The following is a 19,281-nucleotide window of genomic DNA, read 5'->3' as shown; positions in this document are numbered from 1 at the left end:
TGGCCACCGACTTCTCCTTGGCCTCCTGAATAGTCGGAGTTTCAGCCGGCGAAAGAGCCGTAGACGACTCAGAAGGCGCAGACAGAGATGGCACCAGCACCTCGCTCATGCTGCACCCGGCAAGAAGCGCCGGAAGCAGACACAGCGCTGGAAGAACCTTCGCGCGCAATGCTTAGTTCTCGTACCAGCCCCACACGATGGCGCGGCCAAGCGCATGGAAGTTCAGGTTGAAGCCGAGTTGCGTTGGGTTGGCGATCTCGTCGACAGGCAGCTCAGTGTCCACAGCGTGGACAGCGTAGAGGTAGCGGTGCGGGCCGTGGCCCTCCGGCGGGTTGGCGCCGTAGTAGCCCTTGATGCCGGACGAGCCGGTCAGGGTCGTCGCACCGACACCGAGGTCCTCCTTGGAGCCAGCGCCCGACGGCAGTTCTGTGACATCAGCCGGGATGTTGAATGCCGACCAGTGCCAGAAGCCCGATGCGGTTGGGGCATCCGGGTCAAAGCAGGTCACCGCGAACGTCTTCGTGCCTTCCGGGAAACCGGACCACGCCAGCTGCGGGCTGGTCGCGTCATCGCCGGCCAGCTTGTCGTCCAGGCGCTCACCATCGACTATGTCGGTCGACGTGAGCTCGAAGGCCGGCACGTCAGCCAGCGGTGCGTACGGATCGGGGCCGGGGAAACGGTCTTGGTCATAAGAAGCAGTCATAGCTCCTTTGTACCGGAAACTTCCTATCCTGCCCACGATCTCGGCCGAGACTATCTCGGCACCGCTCTATGCAAACGCACATCTACCATGCGATTTGCTCCCCGTGCGACGCACGCCTTATAGTCTTACGAGTGCCCGGCCACCCGGTTATCCTGGTGGCCGATAACACCCAAAGCCCGGGTGGCGGAATGGCAGACGCGCTAGCTTGAGGTGCTAGTGTCCTATTAACGGACGTGGGGGTTCAAGTCCCCCCTCGGGCACCATTGACCGGCTCCCCCGAGGAGCCGGTTTTCACGTTTCAGGAGGCTTTACATGCGCGACCCTCGCCGCATCGCAGCCCTCCTCGTGGCGGTTGTCGCCTTCGTTGCGCTGTGGATGCTTCTTGACGTCCCGGACCTGGCCACTCTTCGCGCCTGGGCCGATCAAACCGGCCCCTGGTTCCCCGTCGTTTTCTGGCTTTTGTACATCCTGATCACGCAATTTCCAATCCCCCGCACCGTGATGACGATTTCAGCTGGCATCCTCTTCGGAACCGTGCAAGGCATCCTTCTCGCGCTCACAGCGACCACAGTGGCCGGCACGATCTCGCTGCTCATTGTGCGCTTTCTGCTCCGCGACTGGATTGAACCCCGGCTGACGCACCCGTCGGTTCTGGCCATCAATCAACGGTTAGAGGAACGAGGATGGCTAGCTATCCTCAGCCTCCGGATGATCGCAGGAATCCCGTTCTCCATCCTCAACTACACCGCCGCACTCACCCGTGTGCGCGTGGTTCCGTTCACAGTGGCCACGCTCATCGGCTCCGCACCGGGCACGATCCTGGTCACCATCTTCGGCGACACACTTACCGGTGAGGCGAACCCTGTTTTCATCGCGATCATGGCGGTGCTTGCGGTTGCCGGCCTCGCCGGTTTGCTTATCGACGCCCGACTCCCCACCCGTCAATCCCCTACCCTAGACCACTAGCTTTAGCGGGTAGAATAGACCGCATGATTGCTGTCCACGCCCGCTACCGCGGCCGCGACACCCGCCGCGCCCAATTGGTCAAGCGCTCCGCCGAGGCACTGTCCACCCTCGATGGTGTCGGCAGCTTCGATGTCGTCGGTGTGGAGGACATCCGCGCACACGTGGATGGCGCCGAAGCCGCTTGCATGCTGATTATGGCACTTCTATCCGACGGCGACTGGGCGATCGGACTGGGGATCACCGCGGAATCATCCGCAGTAAGCCCCGCTGTCTACGCCGCAACGGACGCGGTGGGCAACCGTCCGGGAACTGTCAGCGTAGTAGTGGAAGCCGGATCCGCCGACGCAACCGGTGCTGACGACATCGCAGCCGCTTTTGCGCTCTTGAGCCACGTCCTTGCGAAGCGCACCCTTGAGGGCCGCGAAGCAACCTCCCTAGTGCGCTCAGGACTGAATCAGAACGAGGCAGCCGAGGAGCTCGGCATCTCTAAACAGGCGATGAGCCAGCGGCTTCAGGCCGCCGGCTGGCAGGCCGAGCAGGCTGGGTGGCAGCTCGCCGTGAACCTGATCAACCGGGCCGCCAGCTAGTTGCAGCTAACTACTGGTGGCCCGGAAAACCGGGTTGACCAGGCTGACCGGGCTGACCGGTCGGCGGCTGCTCGTAGGCTACCTGCGGGAACTCTTGCTGATGGGGCTCCCCTGGCATCGCCACCGGGCGGGAAGCACCGTCACCAGACGGGCCAACCGCGTCGCCGTTACGCTTCACTCGCGAGCTGATCGCCGGCTTTTCGCGCTCTTCCTGCTCGTCGAGCGGAGAGTCCACCGGCTTATTGGCCACAGCGCGGGCTTCTGCCACGGCACGGGCGATCTCCGGGTCCTGGGCGGTCTCGAACCATTGGTCGGTGTCTTCGCGGCCGGCGAGGTCCTTGGTCTCTTCGTCGACAAGCGCCGCCTCGTAGCGGAAGACTCCGTCGTCGTCCTTCTTCGCATAGGCCTTCGCAAACTGCTCCAGCGCGTCGCCGAACTGCGACGGAATCATCCACATCGACGAGCCCTTGCCCTCGGCAATCTGCGGCAGCTTGTCCAGGTACTGGAACGCGAGCAGCTCGGGAGTAACGCCAGAGGTCTTGATCGCGGCGTTGACCTTCTGAATTGCGCGGGCTTCACCCTGCGCATTGAGGTACTTCGCGGCGCGCTCACCCTCAGCACGCAGGATGGTGGCCTGGCGCTCGGCCTCGGCTGCGAGAATCGCGGCGTGCTTCTCACCCTCCGCGGCGAGGATGCGTGCCTGCTTCTCACCTTCTGCAGTCTTAATGTCGGACTCGCGGCGACCCTCGGAGGTGAGGATCATCGCGCGCTTTTCACGGTCCGCCTTCATCTGCATCTCCATGGACTGCTGGATGGACGGCGGCGGATCAATCGCCTTGAGCTCCACTCGGCTAATGCGCAGGCCCCACTTCGCAGTCGCTGCGTCGAGCTCACCGCGCAGGCGGCGGTTAATCGTCTCACGCGAGGTCAGGGTCTCTTCCAGCGTCATACCGCCGACAACGTCACGCAGTGTTGCGGTGGAAATCTGCTCCACACCGACGATGTAGTTGTCCACGCCGTAGATCGCGCGGGCGGGGTCGTTGATCTGGAACGTCACCACCGTGTCAATCGCCACGGTCAGGTTGTCCTGGGTGATCACGGCCTGCGGAGGGAAGGACACAACGCGCTCACGCGTATCGACGCGCTCACGCACCCGGTCCACAAACGGGACCAAGAGCGTGATTCCGCCCGACACGGTGCGGGTGTAGGTTCCCAACCTTTCGATGACGGCAGCTTCGCCCTGCGGGATCAACGCGATAGAGCGGAAGATGACGAAGATGATGAAAAGGAAAAGGACGATGAGAAAGATCGTCAACGGCATGGCTATTCCTTCCAGACGACGGCCGTTGGCCCGTCGATATCAGCAACAATGACGTGTTCACCCGCCGCGATGACATGGGCGGGGTCAATGGCCCGGGCAGACCAGATGGAACCGTCGAGACGCACTTGGCCGCTCGACGGAGTGATGTCTTCCAGCACGTGCGCTTTCGATCCGACCAGCGCTTTCGGAGACGTGTCGAGCGCGCGCGGCTTCGAATACCGACGGTGCAGCCAGGGCCTGAGGAACAGAATCAACGCTGCCGATGACAGCCCGAAAATGACAATCTCAGCCCACACCGGCAATCCAAACAGCGACGCCCCCGCGGTAACCGCAGCACCTCCGGCGAGCATGAGGAAAGTGAACTCACCGGCCGCAAGTTCAAGACCGGCGAGAACAAGTGTGCCGATAAGCCAAATAACTGTTCCCACGCTCAAAAGACTACAGGTCTTCTTTGCTCAGCTCCGGGTTAGTTACAAAGTCGACGAGTCTCTCCACCGCACCGATCAGCGTGTAGTCGATGTCCCTGAAGGTCTCCACCGCGTTGTACACGCGATTCCACCCCTCACGCGGATCGGACCAGCCGAGACGACGGCAGATGCCCGTCTTCCAGTCCTCGCCCTTGGGCACGTCCGGCCATGCGCGCATACCAAGCTTCTCCGGTTTCACCGCAGCCCAGATATCCACGTAGGGATGACCGGTGACCAGCACGTGCGGCCCGACATTCGCGACGAGCCGGGACTCCTTCGACCCCTCGATGAGGTGATCCGCCAACACACCGATGCGCCGGCCGGGGCCGGGCTGGAATTCCTCGAGCCGCTGCGGGAGATTATCCAGTCCCTCCAGGAACTCGACCACGACACCTTCAACCCGCAGGTCGTGCCCCCACACCTTTTCCACAATCGCGGCATCGTGCACGCCCTCGACCCAAATGCGCGACGGCATAGCCACCTTCGCTTGCACGTTGTCCACGCGGCGCGAGCCAGAATTCGACTTGCGCGGCTCCTGCTTGACGACGGGCCTGCCCAACGTCACCCTCTCCCCCTCCACCAGAAACGCTCCGGGCAGCATTTTGAACAACCGCTGGGTGCCCCGGCGGTCTTCGAGGCGGACGAAATCCCCGTCGTAGGTCCGCTCGAGTCCAACGACGGCCCCGACGAACTCGTCCGGGTCGCCGAAGACCTCCGCGATAACGTCCGGAGTTGCCTCCACGGTGCGGAACGTTCGCGGTTTTTTACGGTCGTGGCCAGCGAAAATATCGCCGCCATAAGGATCATGGGATGGGCTCATAGTGGCCAAGAGTGTAGCCGATCCATTCTGTCTGATCGGGGCCCCGCGCTATACTTCTCCGGCGTGAATGCCCGCACCGAAGTCTATTCTCCACTCCAGAACGCAGCTGTCTGGTTGGCTGCGTGGCTCTATGGGCACGAGTCCACTGACGCGCTCGTGTCGGCGCTGACGGACCTCGGCGGGGACCACCACTATGCCGGCCAACCGCTGGCCCACCTGCTGCGGGAGGTCCGTTCCGAAGCCGACCTGGATACAGAAGGGCCAGCAGTCCGCCTCATCCTATCCGGACCTGGCCAACCGCCGGAGTTGCCCGCCGGTTCGCCAGCGGCAGCGGCCCTTGGTGAAGCCGGTGCGGTGGTCATCCGCGGCCACGCAGGGGCGAACCACATCCTGATTCCCGAATATGGCGATAACGGCACGCAGTGGCGCTGGTTCGAGGAGCACGAGCGCCTGCCTGAACCGGCCTGGCTCTCCCCCGGCGAGGCGGATGCGCTTCTCTCCCGCGCCACGAACGAAGCTGCGGTCCTCATCGAGGCGGCCGGGGGTATCCGGTCAGATCTGCCCAACCCGCGTTTGACGGTGGGGACACTGGCAGACTTCTACGACACCCCGGGGTTGCCCATGCGAACCCCGCCGCGTGCGGCCAAACTGTTCGCCCGGGCGGATGCGGTTGCGGCGGTGGTGGAGACGGTCGTCGATACGCTAGGCGACCATTCATTTGACCCGCACCTGTTCGCCCTGTGGCGCCACATCCGCACGGCACGCATGGCCGGTGTCGCCGACGCTGTGCTCGACTACCAGCGCGGCGACTAACGCAGGCTTAGCTCTGCGGCTGGGGACGCTGCGGGGTGCAGCAGCCTTCCTTACACGGCGCGCCATTGAGCGTGCAGCCCTGAACCGTGATCGTGGACAGCGTCTTCGGTTCAGTCCCGGCGGCGGTGTTCTCCACGAGATCGAGGACGAGGTTGGCGAATTCCGGCTCGAGTCCGACCGTCGGCGTACGAGTCAAGGTGATGCCGCGCTCGTCGCAAGCTTCTTTGAGCTCAGTGTCGAGATCCCAGATGACCTCCATGTGGTCAGTGATGAAGCCCACCGGCACGCAAATGATGTGCTTGATCGAGCTGTCCTCATCATGCAGCTCTTCGGTGCGGTCGACCACGTCCGGCTCCAGCCACGGCGTAGCCGGGTTACCGGAGCGGGACTGCCACACGACCTCGTAAGACGGCAGGCCGGCAGCCTCAGCGATCAGCCGGGACGCCTCCTCGACCTGGCGCGAGTACAGGTTGGCGTCGGTCGGGCCACCGGAAGCGTCATCAGCCGCGTTGGGAACAGAGTGCGCAGTGAACAGCACGCGCGTGGTGGCCTGGTCTGCGGCCTCCCACGCCTGGCGGACATGGTCGGCCATGAGCGAGACGAAGGTCGGGTGACCGTAGAACTGCCACAACTTCGTGAACTCAATGTCGCCGTGGGACTCGCGCAGCTTCACGATGTCTTCGTCATACTGGCGGCACGCCGAGTACCCACCCCAGGCCGAGGTGGCGAAGACAGCGACATTACGGTGGCCGTCCGCCTTGATCTCATCGGCCGCTTCCAATGCGAACGGGCGCCAGTTGCGGTTGCCGAAGTAGACAGGAAGGGTTTCGCCTCGCCGCTCAATCTCCGCCTCAATATTGGAGATGATCGTGCGGTTCTGCTCGTTGATCGGGCTCACACCACCGAAGTTGAAGTAGTGCTCACCGACCTCAGCGAGGCGCTCGCGGGGAATGCCGCGGCCTTTGGTGACATTCTCGAGAAAAGGAATAACCTCGTCCTCCCCTTCGGGGCCACCGAAGGAAAGGACGAGGAGGGCATCAAAATCACTCAGGGACATAGACCCCAGTCTAGATCACGTGGGGGTGGGCCCGGGCTAGATCAGACGGACCGCGTAAGGAGCCATACCGCTGTGGCGAACCGGGGACTTCTGCACGTTCGAGCCGTTCTGCGGTGCCTCGAGCATCATGCCGTCACCGAGGTAGATGGCCACGTGCTGGTTGCCGCCGTCGCCCCAGAACAGCAGGTCACCGCGCTCAGCTTCGGCGGCAGGGATCTTCTCGCCGCGCTGGTACTGGTAGCCGGTGTAGTGCGGCAGATCGACCCCAGCACCCGAGTAGGCGTAGAGCACCAGACCGGAGCAGTCATAACCCGCCTGCCCCGTGTGCGCGCTCACACCGTCGGGGATACCGGTGGTCGGGCCGTTGGCGTCGCCGCCGCCCCACACATACGGAGTGCCAATCTGCGATTCACCGCGCGCAATCACAGCCTCGATCTGGTCCTCACGGGCCGTCGCAGCCGCCGGCTGCTCTGCGCCACGGATCTCCTCAGTCGCCTGCGCAGCGTCCATGACCTCAGGCAGCACCTCGGCGACCGAGGTTCCGTTCTCTTCATCTGCTGCAGCGACAGCGTTGTCCGCCTCTTCGCTTGACGACGTCGACGCGATCTCGCGGTCACCCTCCGAGTAAGGATCGTCGAACACACCGTGGTCAGGCTGTGCTTCCCCAACAGCCTGAGCGAAAGCGTCGACAGCCGCTGCTACCGAATCCGGGTTGGACAAGTCACCCAGGACCGGGCGACTCGGGCCGGCAGGCGCTTCCTCCACAGTCACGGAAGCCTCAGCAGGCACTTCAATTTCAGCAGTCTCGGATACGTTAGCGTCACTCTCCCCAGTTTCGGAGCTCTCCTCCACCGGGGTTTCCTCCACCGGGGTTTCCTCAGCAGCCGGCTCCGGCGTTTCTGTATTCTCCGCATCCGGGGTCACTGAAGTTTCGCCGTCAGCGGTCTCGGACGCCTCTGCCGACTCGAGAGTCTCCGCGGCTTGTTCCGTTTCCTCAACGGGTGTAGCAGAGCCGGACGGAATTTCACTCTCGTTCGCTCCCTGAGGGGCCGCGGTCTCAGACGCAGCTTCCGGACGCAGCTCGCCCAACGCTTCCCGCGCAGTCGAGAGATTCTCGTGCGCGTCATCGCGAAGCCCAAGCTGCTCGTTCAGAGAAGACAGCGAGTTCTGCAAAGTTTGTCGAGCCTCGGACTCCGCAGTGGTTGCTGCGCACTCACGCTCTTCGGCAAGCTTGCTGGCTTGACGCAGCGTCGATTCCTCGTTCGCCGCTTGGGTACGCGTCCGCTGCAGCTCCTCGAGCGTCGCTCGCTTGCCCTCAGATTCCTTCCGCAGATACGTCTGACGGTCAAGGGAGTCCTTACGTGCATCACCGTTGGCCTGAACACGTGCGCCGCCGCCATTACTAGACCGGTAGGCGGAACGGGAGATTTCGTCCAGCTCCGACTGTGCGCGCTCAACATCGACCTGGGTCTCGTTGAGACGGTCGCGTGCCACAGAAGCACCGCGGCGGGCCTGCTCAGCAAGCGATTGAGCATCGTGGAGATCAACCAGCGCTTGGTTGACTGACTCAGCGAGACCGCCGATCTCCAGATTGAGTCGATCGATCTCGGCCTCGCCTTGAGAGATCTCAGAGATAATCGAGGGCACGGGCGTGTCCTGAGCGACAGCGGTCGTCGACGAGCTGGCGATGGACAGGGTAACTGCGCATGCTGCGGCCGGGACGACGCTCCGGAAACGGAAACGAGTCCACGACGCCTGCGCGGAACGAACGGCGAATCCCACGGAGGTATTCCTCTCACCGCACAACCCACCGTGCAGCGGGCGGTCGCGCCGAACTTAGTCGGATAGCCACGCGCGGCACACTGGGCCAGACAGTCAAGTCTGACGTGCGGACGATTGAATGGTCACGGATGTGAACCCGCGGGAATGAACGCGGCCCATCGGCGCCGCATGGCGTAACAAGAGAGAGCTCACGGGAGCGCCGGGACTTCTTCCTGGCGCTTCCGTCAACTCCAATCCTTGGCGTGCTTCCCCACATGCCCGAATCGAGTTTCCGTTTCCGGATCTGTTACGTATGCGTTTGATGTAACTGCGATCAGCCCACGAGCTGACATGGAAACCATAGGTCACTTAATTAGTCTGTTGCACAACCTTTACCAATTCTCACACTGGTCAAGGCGAATCACATGACTGTTACTTCTGCACACCCTGCGGTTTTAGCCGCGGAAACCATTCATGTGACGTCGGTCACGTTCGAGCCACAACCGTTAACACACGCCCCAAAAGAAGAAATTAGACACGCCGGGACGCTTTGCTAGACAAGCCAGATAACTTGACTAACGCCCACTATCGTCTCTGTCGCGCCACCGAGAAGAACGTCATGAGCACAACTACCGCCACGATGGCCGCCAGAACGAGAAAGACAACAACCCACGGAGGCGCGAACCCGTCGGCTTCAGCGGCGAATGCCTCCAGACCAACGGCGTAGTCGGGCTCGCCCACCATGGCCAATTGCCCGCTTTCAATCTCGGCGCGTGAAAGAGAATTACTCACTGCAGCCGCCGAATTGGGCGTGCGCACCACGACCGTGTCCAATCCAGTGACATTCTGGAGATCCTGCGCGATGTCCCGCAGGTCCCCCGGTCGCTCTGGTGTCGTCTCCAGCACCACGACGCCGATGTCGCCCACATCCGCCGCACCCGCCGCATCGATATTGCCCATTGCTCGGGTGAGATCCCCGGCCAGGGACTCGTTCACCGGATTGTCCGTGCCGAAAGCGACCCGTCCGTCACGCAGTTGGGCGGACAGCGCATCGAGGTCAGCTTCGGGGTGCGGCATGGTTGTCAAGGGTAGCGGTGGGAAACGTCGATAAGCGTGACGACGCGCAAATACCCAAACGGGGTAACTAAAAGGCTTACAGAACTTTCAAGTGTGCCTAGAATTACCCCTTATATCTGGTGTGTGCCTTACCATTGTCGGGTAGGGACCCGAATGGGTCACAACACCCAGAATTTCACAGTTCGACAACGAGAAACGGAGCTCACGTGTCTGAAAGCAAGAACTCTTTCAACGCCAAGAAGACTCTCGAGGTAGGCGGCAAGTCCTATGACTACTACGCCCTCGACGCAGTCGAAGGCATGGAGAAACTCCCCTACTCCCTGAAGGTGCTGGGTGAGAACCTGCTGCGCACCGAAGACGGCAAGAACGTCACCGAGGAGCACATCAACGCCATCGCCAACTGGGACCCGTCGGCAGAGCCGTCCATCGAGATCCAGTTCACCCCGGCCCGCGTCCTCATGCAGGACTTCACCGGTGTCCCTTGTGTCGTCGACCTCGCCACCATGCGTGAGGCCGTTTCTTCTCTCGGCGGCAACCCGGACCAGGTCAACCCGCTCAACCCGGCGGAAATGGTCATCGACCACTCCGTGATCATCGAGGCCTTCGGTTCCGAGAGCGCCATCGACAAGAACGTCGAGATCGAGTACGAGCGCAACGAAGAGCGCTACCAGTTCCTGCGCTGGGGTGCAGAGAACTTCTCCAACTTCCGCGTCGTTCCCCCGGGAACCGGTATTGTCCACCAGGTCAACATCGAGTACCTCTCCCGCGTCGTCTTCGACAACGACGGCGTTGCCTACCCGGACACCTGCATCGGTACCGACTCCCACACCACCATGGAAAACGGCCTGGGCATCCTCGGCTGGGGCGTTGGCGGCATCGAGGCTGAGGCAGCCATGCTGGGCCAGCCGGTGTCCATGCTCATCCCGCGCGTTGTCGGCTTCAAGCTCACCGGTGAGATCCCGGTTGGCGTGACCGCAACCGACGTCGTTCTGACCGTTACCGAGATGCTCCGCGAGCACGGCGTGGTCCAGAAGTTCGTCGAGTTCTACGGCAACGGTGTCAAGGAGATCCCGCTGGCTAACCGCGCGACCATCGGTAACATGTCGCCGGAGTTCGGCTCCACCTGTGCGATCTTCCCGATCGACGAGGAGACCATCAACTACCTCGAGCTCACCGGCCGCGACAAGGAGACCATCGACCGCGTCGAGGCGTACGCCAAGGCACAGGGCATGTGGCTCGAGCAGGACGCTCCGGAAGCAGAGTACTCCGAGTACCTCGAGCTGGACCTATCCACCGTCAAGCCGTCCATCGCTGGCCCGAAGCGCCCGCAGGACCGCATCCTCCTGGAAGAGTCCAAGACCACCTTCCGCACCCAGCTGCCGGACTACAACACGGCAGGCGAGGGCCAGGCAGAGCCGGTCCGCGCAGAGAAGGTCGACACCGTCGAGTACAACCAGTCCTGGCCGGCTAACGGCGAGTCCGCTGCTGAGGGTGCAGAGGGCCGCGCTTCCAAGCCGGTCATCGTGGAGTCCCCGCAGGGCGGCGAGTACACCCTCGACCACGGCATGGTCGCGATTGCCGCGATCACCTCCTGCACCAACACCTCCAACCCGTCCGTCATGGTCGGTGCTGCCATGCTCGCCCGCAAGGCCGCCGAGAAGGGCCTGAAGGCTAAGCCGTGGGTCAAGACCATCATGGCTCCGGGCTCCCAGGTGGTCAACGGCTACTACGAGCGCGCCGACCTGTGGAAGGACCTCGAGGCTGTCGGTTTCTACCTCTCCGGCTTCGGCTGCGCATCCTGCATCGGTAACTCCGGCCCACTGCCGAACGAGATCTCCGAGGCCATCAACGAGTACGACCTGACCGCCACCGCTGTGCTGTCTGGTAACCGTAACTTCGAAGGCCGCATCTCCCCGGACGTGAAGATGAACTACCTCGCGTCCCCTCTGCTCGTCATCGCCTACGCGATCGCCGGCACCATGGACTTCGACTTCGAGTCCCAGCCGCTCGGCCAGGACGCTGACGGCAACGACATCTTCCTCAAGGACGTCTGGCCGTCCCCGGAGGAGATCGAGGGCGTCATCGCCGAGACCATCTCCCGCGAAATGTACGAGGCTGACTACGCCGACGTCTTCAAGGGCGACGAGCAGTGGCAGAACCTCGACGTTCCGGAGGGCAAGACCTTCGCTTGGGACGAGGACTCCACCTACATCCGCAAGGCACCGTACTTCGACGGCATGCCGGAGGAGCCCAACGATGTTGGCGACATCACCGGCGCACGAGTCCTGGCCAAGCTGGGCGACTCCGTGACCACCGACCACATCTCCCCCGCCTCGTCGATCAAGCCGGGCACCCCGGCTGCGAACTACCTGGACGACAACGGTGTGGAGCGCCACGACTACAACTCCTTCGGTTCCCGCCGTGGTAACCACGAGGTCATGGTTCGCGGCACCTTCGCCAACATCCGCCTGCGCAACCAGCTCGTTGAGGACGCCGGCGGCTACACCCTGGACTTCACCCAGGAAGGCAACCCGCAGGCGTTCATCTACGACGCTGCTCAGAACTACGCCGAGCACGACATCCCGCTGGTTGTTCTGGCCGGTAAGGAGTACGGCACCGGTTCCTCCCGTGACTGGGCTGCCAAGGGCACCAACCTGCTGGGCGTGAAGGCTGTCATCACCGAGTCCTTCGAGCGCATCCACCGCTCCAACCTGATCGGTATGGGCGTGCTGCCGCTGCAGTTCCCGGAGGGCGAGTCCCACGAGTCCCTCGGCCTGGACGGCACGGAGACCTTCGACATCACCGGTATCACCGCCTTCAACGAGGGCGACACCATCCCGGAGACTGTCCACGTCACCGCCACCAAGGACGGCGGCGAGACCGTCGAGTTCGACGCGAAGGTCCGCGTTGACACCCCGGGTGAGGCTGAGTACTACCGCCACGGCGGCATTCTGCAGTACGTGCTGCGCCAGATGGTCAAGAGCTAACCGTCTGTAGCTGATTGGGGCCGGGGTTTCCCCGGCCCCTTTCGCATTTCTGCTTATCGGCGCCTTGGGATTCCTTCCCCCGGATGTGCGAGCCTTCACGCATGCGGTTTAGACTTACCCGCTATGCTTCTCTTCCTTTCCCTGCGCAACGGCCCTGTCGGCCCGGCGGTGTCCCACGCGGAATACCACGACACGCTCCGTGCCACTGGACTCACCACCGACGACGTAGAGCTGCGTACAATTAGCGACGAGCACGCCGAGCTGGGCAGCTTGAACGGCATTCAGGGGATTTTTGTGGGTGGCAGTTCGCTCAACATCACGAACGGCACCTACGACGCCTGGCAGCAACACGTGCACACCCTGCTCGGAGAGGTCGTCGAAGGCGACATCCCTGTCTTCTTCGTCTGCTACGGCCTGAGCTGGCTCACCCACCACCTCGGCGGGAACGTGACCCACTCGCACCCAGAGGCCTCGGGCCCGACGATCGTGAACCTGCTTTCCTCCGCCGACGAGGACCCTCTGCTGCGCGACCTACCGAAGTTGTTCACTGCTCTGACTGGCCACACCGAGAACGCCGAGCCGCACAGCACGCACCCAGAACTCACTCTGCTTGCCGACGGCCCCTCGTGCCCCGTTCAAATCGTCCGCTACCGCGACCGCGTGTGGGCCACCCAGTTCCACGCTGAAATGGACGCTGCGGCGATGAAGACCCGCATGGACTTCTACTACGACTACGGCTACTTCCCGCAAGAGGCCTACGACGACATCATCGCGGGACTACCCAGCGTGGATACGGAAACGGCGAACGAGATCGTGAAGCGCTTCGCGCAGTTCTGCCTCGCCGGGCAGGCAGCGAGTTAGACGGATTAGACGGAACTGACCGGCTCGGTGCCGTCTTCGAATTCGAAGGGGTTCGGCGACATCTCACCACGGTCGACGGCCTCCACGATGACCTGGGCGACGAGCTCACGCGACGTCTTGGAATCCGCGTTGCGCGCATCGGTCAACACCGTCACGCCCTTCGACGGCTCATCCGTGAGAAGAGTCGGCCCCAGGATCGTGTACGTGAGATCGGACGCGAGCAGTCGCTGATCCACGGCCTTCTTCGATTCCACGTACGCGTACCACGAGCCGCCGTCGTCCTCAGTCGTGGCCTCGGCGGCACCGGCGTAGGACACCATGATGAAGTGCGGTGTGTATTCGCCCAGTTCCTCCAGGGCGTCAATTGCTTTCATCGCTGCATCGCGGTCCACCGCGTACGTGCGCTCAGCGCTACCGCCGCCGGCACCCGCGGACCACACAACGGTGTCGAATGGAGTGATCAGGCGCGCCCATCCTTCCTCGTCCAGCGTGGTGAGGTCTTGAATGATGACGGTGGCGCCAGCGTCGATAAGCGACGGTGCGTGCTCTAGATTGCGCACGAGTGCTGCGACCTTGTGCCCCGACTCGGTCAGCAGCGGAACGGTGTGCTTGGACACGTTGCCGCCCGCGCCGAGAACGAGGACGAACTTGCTTGCTTTGTCTGCGCTTTCTTCAGTGCTCATGCACCCCACCGTAACCGTGAATGCTGGCTCCTGCCGATTTACCCGCGAGTCGTAGGATGGGGCGCATGTACGCAATCATCACCACCACTGGACCAGACCGCGTCGGCATCATTGCCGGCGTTGCGCAGGTAGCCGCGGAGCACGACCTCAACATCGTCGACGTCTCCCAGACCATCATGGACGACTTTTTCACTATGATCATGCGCGCGGAACTACCCGGCGAGGGGTTCGACCTCGCCGGACTCCAAGACACGATGGGTGAACTGGGCAAGAGTCTCGGCGTGGACATCCGCGTCCAGTCCGAGGCACTGTTCACCGTCATGAACGAGGTCTAAGCGGGCATGGCGAACCAGCTCAATTTCAAAGCCTCGAGCATCGTCGACGTGATCTCGATGATCGAGGACTACCGCCTCGACATCCGCACCGTGACCATGGGCATCTCGCTTATCGGATGCACCCGCGGCACGATGGAAGCAACTGCAGACGCAGTCTATGACCGCGTCACTCAACGCGCCTCCCGCCTCGTCGAGGTCTGCGAGGGCATCGAGCGCGAGTTGGGCATCCCGATCGTGAACAAGCGCGTGTCCGTCTCCCCCATTGCGATCGTTGCCGCGGGTGTCGACGGCAACCCCGCTGACATTGCCCGTGCTCTCGACCGCGCCGCGAACGAACTCGGGGTGAACTTCATCGGCGGGTACTCCGCTCTCGTGGAGAAAGGCGCGACCGAGGCCGACGAGCGCCTCATCCGCTCCATCCCGGAGGCATTGTCGGAGACCAGCTTCGTGTGCGGATCGGTCAACGTCGCATCCTCCCGCGCCGGCATCAACATGGATGCCGTGAAGACCATGGGTGAGGTGGTCAAGGACGCCGCCGCCCGCACTGCGGAGGAATCCTCCATCGCCTGCGCGAAGCTCGTCGTCTTCGCCAACGCTGTCGGCGACAACCCATTCATGGCCGGCGCCTTCCACGGCATCGAGGAGCCCGACACGGTCGTCTCCGTCGGGGTGTCCGGCCCGGGTGTTGTCGACTACGCCATTACCCCGCTCGCGGGTGCAAGCCTGAACGAGGTCGCCGAAGAGATCAAGAAGGCAGCCTTCAAGATCACCCGCGCGGGCCAGCTCGTGGGCTCGCTCGCCGCAGAACGGCTCGGGGTGCCGTTCGGCATCGTCGACCTGTCGCTCGCCCCCACCGCGGAGGTCGGCGATTCCGTCGCGCACATCCTCGAGCACATGGGGTTGTCCCAAGTGGGCACGCACGGCACGACCGCCGCTCTGGCGCTGCTCAACGATGCGGTGAAGAAGGGCGGCATGATGGCGTGCTCGCGCGTCGGTGGGCTTTCCGGTTCCTTCATCCCCGTTTCCGAAGATCAAGGGATGATCGACGCTGTGCGCGCGGGTTCGATCACGATGGACAAGCTGGAGGCGATGACGTCGATCTGCTCGGTCGGTTTCGACATGGTCGCGATTCCGGGCGACACCTCAGCCGCCAGCATTGCCGGCATGATCGCCGACGAAGCGGCCATTGGCGTGATGAACCACAAGACGACCGCAGCACGCCTCATCCCCGTCCCCGGCACTCAGCCTGGCGACGAGGTCAACTTCGGCGGGCTGTTGGGCTACGCTCCAGTCATCCCCGTCAACCAGGTCAGTTGCGCGCCGTTTGTGGAACGGGGCGGTTTCATTCCCGCACCGGTCCACGGTTTCCGAAACTAACGCTTGACCCTCACGCGGCGTCATAGTTCAGACTGGTGCCATGAAGATCTCCGATGTCGCGCGCGCCGCCGGTTGCTCTGTGCGGGCGGTGCGCCACCTGCACGAAACTGGCGCGGTGCCCGAACCGCCGCACGGACACGCAGATTATTCTGCTTGAACCGGTGAGGGCCACCGAAGACACCTACCCATGGCAAAAGAAGCGGACCGCGCCCGTGACGCGTATCCGCTTCTATGCGGGTGGTGTGCTCTAGTACTTCTTGCCCACGATGAAGTAACTCAGCCAACCAATGGTGTTGACAGCGCCGATAACGGACGTCCACAGCCACTTCGGGCCGCGGAGCTTCTTCGAGTCGGTGCGGGCGAGGTCCCACAGGGCGATGCCCTTCGCGGCGGTGTCAATGGCACCGAGGACGCCTGCGGCGGTTTTCTCCTCTTTGCTCAGGGCGTTCCACGCTTCACGGAGTGATTGAATCGGGTTCATGGCAGCGATCTTACACACGCAGGCCGATTTCCCGCCGAAACTTGCCGGGGGCTAGATTAATCACGGTGAGTACTTTCCGCCCGTTCCTGTTGTTGAGCACCCGCCCCGAAGACGAGGCCGCGGCCGAGGAGCTGGAAAGCTTCTCCAACGCAATGCAAGTAGATAAAAGCGCGATCGAACAACGGCGCCTCGAGCGCTCCGAACTCGGCCGCGTCGACCTCGATGAGTATTCGGGCGTGCTGCTGGGCGGCAGCCCGTTCAATAACCTGGAACTACGTAAGTCCCCCTTGCAGCTGCGTGTCGAGCGCGAAGTCGGCACTCTCATCGCCGAATGCATCGACCGGGACTTCCCTGTTCTGGGAGCGTGCTACGGTATCGGGGCGATCGGGACGGTCATCGGAGCGACGCTCTCGGACGAGCACGCCGAGGAGGCGGGCCCTGTGACGGTGCGCCGCGTCGAATCCGACGACGCGGTTTTGGGGGCCACCCCCGCGACATTCGACACGCTTGTCGGGCACAAAGAGGCGCTCGCCGCACTCCCCGAGGATCCGCGCGTGACCGTCCTCGTCACTGGTGAAGCATGCCCAACCCAAATGTTCCGGGTCGGCCAGAATGTCTACGCCACGCAATTCCACCCGGAGCTCACGGCCGAGGCGCTGGAATTCCGCCTGCGCCTGTACGCGCACCTGGGCTACACATCGCTTGAGACATTCGAGACCCAGATCGCCCGCTCCTACGACTACGACTACTCCGCCAACAACCAGATTCTGGCCAATTTCGCTCAGCGTTACCGGCGTTAGCGAGTTAGGCTTCTGGGTTTCGCTTCACGGAATCGAAAAGTTCGTTCCGTTTCGGCGTGGCGGTGCCCTCCGCGGCTCCGATCACAGAGATCGTGCCGTCAGTCTCCAAGATGACCGCCGCCACATCGTCCATGCTCGACGAACCGCTGCCGCGCACTGCTTGCAGCACTTCGCGTCTAGTCACCCGCTCGTTCTTCATTGTCTCATCGTTGAATTCGCCGGAGTAGAAGAGCAACGCTGGATCGGACTTCACTAACTTCTCGAAGGACTCAGAGCCCAAGGCCAGTTTAGAAATGAGGTATTGCCCGCCCAGAAGGACGACAATCGCGGTGACGGCCTGAGCCAACTTCACGTCGTTGCTGGTCAGGGTCGACGCGAAAATAGATCCGATGGCGATGGTGATCACGAAATCGAAGATGTTGAACTTCGACAGTGAGCGCTTCCCGCTGATGCGCAGCATCGCGATCAATGCGATGTAAATCAGCACACCCTTGGCTGCGGTGACACCAATGGTGGACCAGTCGTTGTAAAGGATATTCTCCATTAGGCCAGCTCCACAATCTCCATGTAGTCGTCGCTCCAAATGTCTTCGTCGCCCTCGGGCATGATGATAACGCGCTCAGGCTCGAGCGCTCTGACCGCGCCGGGGTCGTGTGTGACCAGAACGACGGCGCCGGTGTAGGTCTTCAAGGCGTCGAGGACCTGTTCACGGGATTGGGGGTCGAGGTTGTTGGTGGGTTCGTCGAGAAGCAATACATTGGCGCGGGAGGAGACGAGCGTGGCGAGCGACAGGCGCGTCTTCTCGCCGCCAGAGAGCGTGCCGGCCGGCTGTTCGAGTTTGTCACCGGAGAACATGAACGCGCCGAGGAGGCCGCGCAGATCCTGCTGGCCGGCGTCGGGGCAGGCGGCGATGGTGTTCTCCCAGACGGACTTGTCGCCGTCGATCGTGTCGTGCTCCTGAGCGAAGTAGCCGATCTTCAGGCCGTTGCCTGTCACAAGGCCGCCTTCACCGTCCGTGCGCTCCACACCGGCAAGCAGTTTGAGCAGCGTCGTCTTGCCTGCGCCGTTGGTGCCCAGCACGACCACGCGCGAGCCCTTGTCAATGGCCAGGTCCACGCCTGCGAAGACCTCGAGCGAGCCGTACATCTTCGTCAGGCCTTTACCGAACAGCGGTGTTTTTCCACAGGGGGCGGGCTCCGGGAAGCTGATGGAGGCGACCTTGTCGGCGACTCGGACGTCGTCAAGCTCATTCATCATGCGGTCGGCGCGAGCAAGCATCTGTTTGGCGGCTGCGGCCTTCGTCGCCTTCGCACCCAGCTTGGCGGCTTGCTTCTGCAGAGCAGATGCCTTCTTCTCAGCGTTGGCACGTTCGCGGCGACGGCGCGCTTCGTCCTCGGCCCGAGCATCCTTGTACTTGGAGAAGCCCATGTTGTATACGTCGGCTTCGCCGCGGACGGCATCGAGGAACCAGACCTTGTTGCACACTTGGTCGAGCAGCTCGACATCGTGGGAGATCATGATCAGCCCGCCCTCGTGCCTGGACAGAAAGTCGCGCAGCCAGGTGATGGAATCGGCGTCGAGGTGGTTGGTGGGCTCGTCGAGAAGCAACGTCGTCGTGGACTTGCCTGCGCCGTCATTGGCGGCAAAGAGGATTTGTGCGAGCTCGACGCGGCGGCGCTGACCGCCCGAAAGGGTTTTCAGTGGCTGGTCGAGAATGCGCGACGGCAGGCCGAGGTTGTCGCAGATTTGCGCCGCCTCCGCGTCGGCTTCGTACCCGCCGAGGGCCTGGTAGCGCTCCTCAAGGCGTGAATATTTTGAAATCGCGGCGTCGCGCTTAGCGCCGTCCTCGACCTCCATGATTTCCTGCTGGCGCTCCATGGAGGCGCGGATCTGGTCGAGCCCGCGGGCCGAGAGCACGCGATCACGCGCAGTCTGTTCAATGTTGCCCTCGCGGGAGTCCTGCGGGAGGTACCCGATCTCCCCGGAGCGCGTCACCGTGCCGCCGTAGGGCTCGGTCTCCCCCGACAGGATGCGCATCGTCGTGGTTTTACCCGCGCCGTTGCGCCCGACCAAGCCGATCCGGTCGCCGGCTTGCACACGCAGGTGCTGGCCAGGGGCGTTCAGCAGGGTACGCGCGCCGACGCGGACTTCAAGGTCGTTGGTGACAATCACAAGGGGTCACTCT

Annotated in this window: 20 protein-coding genes and 1 tRNA gene; 10 read left to right on the top strand and 11 right to left on the bottom strand. The window is 62.9% G+C overall.

The window, feature by feature from the left end:
• Positions 1-172: 172 nt before the first annotated feature.
• A complete protein-coding gene (locus tag HMPREF0291_RS08035; RefSeq protein ID WP_005290120.1) occupies positions 173-703 on the bottom strand; it encodes a YbhB/YbcL family Raf kinase inhibitor-like protein in 531 nt (176 codons plus the stop codon).
• A 174-nt stretch (positions 704-877) separates the two neighbouring features.
• Between HMPREF0291_RS08035 and HMPREF0291_RS08030 the strand changes: the two genes are divergently transcribed.
• The 3 genes from HMPREF0291_RS08030 (at position 878) to HMPREF0291_RS08020 (ending at position 2,256) form a co-directional block, all read left to right on the top strand.
• Positions 878-966: transfer RNA gene (locus HMPREF0291_RS08030), tRNA-Leu, on the top strand.
• 49 nt (positions 967-1,015) lie between these two features.
• Positions 1,016-1,669, top strand: a complete 654-nt coding sequence (locus HMPREF0291_RS08025) for a TVP38/TMEM64 family protein (RefSeq protein ID WP_005290119.1) — start codon at positions 1,016-1,018, stop codon at positions 1,667-1,669.
• 23 nt (positions 1,670-1,692) lie between these two features.
• On the top strand, positions 1,693-2,256 hold the full coding sequence (locus HMPREF0291_RS08020; RefSeq protein ID WP_005290118.1) for a hypothetical protein: 564 nt from the start codon (positions 1,693-1,695) through the stop codon (positions 2,254-2,256).
• A 10-nt stretch (positions 2,257-2,266) separates the two neighbouring features.
• On the opposite strand, the gene HMPREF0291_RS08015 is transcribed toward HMPREF0291_RS08020, so the two are convergent.
• From HMPREF0291_RS08015 to HMPREF0291_RS08005, 3 genes are read right to left on the bottom strand one after another with little or no spacing between them, the layout of a single operon-like run.
• The gene (locus tag HMPREF0291_RS08015; protein ID WP_005290116.1) at positions 2,267-3,577 is read right to left on the bottom strand and encodes an SPFH domain-containing protein; all 1,311 of its coding nucleotides are present in this window, start codon (positions 3,575-3,577) and stop codon (positions 2,267-2,269) included.
• Positions 3,578-3,579: 2 nt separating this feature from the next.
• Positions 3,580-4,005: an NfeD family protein gene (locus HMPREF0291_RS08010; protein ID WP_040423705.1), complete on the bottom strand. Its 426-nt coding sequence runs from the start codon at positions 4,003-4,005 to the stop codon at positions 3,580-3,582.
• Between the two features lie 10 nt (positions 4,006-4,015).
• Complete coding sequence (locus HMPREF0291_RS08005) at positions 4,016-4,864, bottom strand: DUF3097 domain-containing protein (protein ID WP_040423703.1); 849 nt, start codon at positions 4,862-4,864, stop codon at positions 4,016-4,018.
• 63 nt (positions 4,865-4,927) lie between these two features.
• Here HMPREF0291_RS08005 and HMPREF0291_RS08000 point away from each other — a divergent pair, with 63 nt between their 5' ends.
• On the top strand, positions 4,928-5,677 hold the full coding sequence (locus HMPREF0291_RS08000; RefSeq protein ID WP_040423701.1) for a hypothetical protein: 750 nt from the start codon (positions 4,928-4,930) through the stop codon (positions 5,675-5,677).
• Between the two features lie 7 nt (positions 5,678-5,684).
• Here the strand turns inward: HMPREF0291_RS08000 and HMPREF0291_RS07995 are convergent, their stop codons facing one another.
• From HMPREF0291_RS07995 to HMPREF0291_RS07985, 3 genes are all read right to left on the bottom strand, one after another.
• Positions 5,685-6,734 (bottom strand): ferrochelatase, encoded by a 1,050-nt coding sequence (locus HMPREF0291_RS07995; RefSeq protein ID WP_005290109.1) that lies wholly within the window; start codon positions 6,732-6,734, stop codon positions 5,685-5,687.
• 36 nt (positions 6,735-6,770) lie between these two features.
• Entirely contained in the window at positions 6,771-8,516 is a 1,746-nt protein-coding gene (locus HMPREF0291_RS07990; RefSeq protein WP_005290107.1) for a DIP1281 family NlpC/P60 protein, read from the bottom strand.
• Positions 8,517-9,080: 564 nt separating this feature from the next.
• Positions 9,081-9,572: an Rv1476 family membrane protein gene (locus tag HMPREF0291_RS07985; RefSeq protein WP_005290105.1), complete on the bottom strand. Its 492-nt coding sequence runs from the start codon at positions 9,570-9,572 to the stop codon at positions 9,081-9,083.
• Between the two features lie 206 nt (positions 9,573-9,778).
• On the opposite strand from HMPREF0291_RS07985, the gene acnA reads away from it, so the two are divergent.
• Together acnA and HMPREF0291_RS07975 are read left to right on the top strand one after the other, a co-directional pair.
• Entirely contained in the window at positions 9,779-12,559 is a 2,781-nt protein-coding gene (gene acnA / locus HMPREF0291_RS07980) for an aconitate hydratase AcnA (RefSeq protein WP_005290103.1), read from the top strand.
• Positions 12,560-12,682: 123 nt separating this feature from the next.
• Positions 12,683-13,420 (top strand): glutamine amidotransferase-related protein, encoded by a 738-nt coding sequence (locus HMPREF0291_RS07975; RefSeq protein WP_005290101.1) that lies wholly within the window; start codon positions 12,683-12,685, stop codon positions 13,418-13,420.
• A 5-nt stretch (positions 13,421-13,425) separates the two neighbouring features.
• On the opposite strand, the gene HMPREF0291_RS07970 is transcribed toward HMPREF0291_RS07975, so the two are convergent.
• Positions 13,426-14,103 carry an NAD(P)H-binding protein gene (locus tag HMPREF0291_RS07970; RefSeq protein WP_005290099.1) on the bottom strand — a complete coding sequence of 226 codons (678 nt, stop codon included), beginning with the start codon at positions 14,101-14,103 and terminating at the stop codon, positions 13,426-13,428.
• 65 nt (positions 14,104-14,168) lie between these two features.
• Here HMPREF0291_RS07970 and HMPREF0291_RS07965 point away from each other — a divergent pair, with 65 nt between their 5' ends.
• From HMPREF0291_RS07965 to HMPREF0291_RS11825, 3 genes are read left to right on the top strand one after another with little or no spacing between them, the layout of a single operon-like run.
• Complete coding sequence (locus HMPREF0291_RS07965) at positions 14,169-14,438, top strand: ACT domain-containing protein (RefSeq protein WP_040423699.1); 270 nt, start codon at positions 14,169-14,171, stop codon at positions 14,436-14,438.
• Positions 14,439-14,444: 6 nt separating this feature from the next.
• The gene (locus HMPREF0291_RS07960; RefSeq protein WP_005290096.1) at positions 14,445-15,815 is read left to right on the top strand and encodes a PFL family protein; all 1,371 of its coding nucleotides are present in this window, start codon (positions 14,445-14,447) and stop codon (positions 15,813-15,815) included.
• Between the two features lie 40 nt (positions 15,816-15,855).
• Positions 15,856-15,972, top strand: a complete 117-nt coding sequence (locus HMPREF0291_RS11825) for a MerR family transcriptional regulator (RefSeq protein ID WP_232210292.1) — start codon at positions 15,856-15,858, stop codon at positions 15,970-15,972.
• A 90-nt stretch (positions 15,973-16,062) separates the two neighbouring features.
• Here HMPREF0291_RS11825 and HMPREF0291_RS07955 read toward each other — a convergent pair whose 3' ends face one another.
• Positions 16,063-16,296, bottom strand: a complete 234-nt coding sequence (locus HMPREF0291_RS07955; RefSeq protein ID WP_005290092.1) for a PLDc N-terminal domain-containing protein — start codon at positions 16,294-16,296, stop codon at positions 16,063-16,065.
• A gap of 65 nt (positions 16,297-16,361) precedes the next feature.
• Here HMPREF0291_RS07955 and HMPREF0291_RS07950 point away from each other — a divergent pair, with 65 nt between their 5' ends.
• On the top strand, positions 16,362-17,096 hold the full coding sequence (locus tag HMPREF0291_RS07950) for a glutamine amidotransferase-related protein (RefSeq protein WP_005290091.1): 735 nt from the start codon (positions 16,362-16,364) through the stop codon (positions 17,094-17,096).
• 4 nt (positions 17,097-17,100) lie between these two features.
• On the opposite strand, the gene HMPREF0291_RS07945 is transcribed toward HMPREF0291_RS07950, so the two are convergent.
• Both HMPREF0291_RS07945 and HMPREF0291_RS07940 read right to left on the bottom strand, forming a co-directional pair.
• Positions 17,101-17,640 carry a DUF421 domain-containing protein gene (locus HMPREF0291_RS07945; protein ID WP_005290089.1) on the bottom strand — a complete coding sequence of 180 codons (540 nt, stop codon included), beginning with the start codon at positions 17,638-17,640 and terminating at the stop codon, positions 17,101-17,103.
• Positions 17,640-19,268, bottom strand: a complete 1,629-nt coding sequence (locus HMPREF0291_RS07940) for an ABC-F family ATP-binding cassette domain-containing protein (protein ID WP_005290086.1) — start codon at positions 19,266-19,268, stop codon at positions 17,640-17,642. Before HMPREF0291_RS07940 ends, HMPREF0291_RS07945 begins: the two co-directional genes overlap by 1 nt.
• Positions 19,269-19,281 lie beyond the last annotated feature (13 nt).

The organism is Corynebacterium genitalium ATCC 33030, from assembly GCF_000143825.1.
GTDB classification, from domain to species: Bacteria; Actinomycetota; Actinomycetes; order Mycobacteriales; family Mycobacteriaceae; genus Corynebacterium; species Corynebacterium genitalium.
The sequence above is the reverse complement of the archived record's forward strand: the minus strand, read 5'-3'. Positions and strand labels throughout refer to the sequence as shown.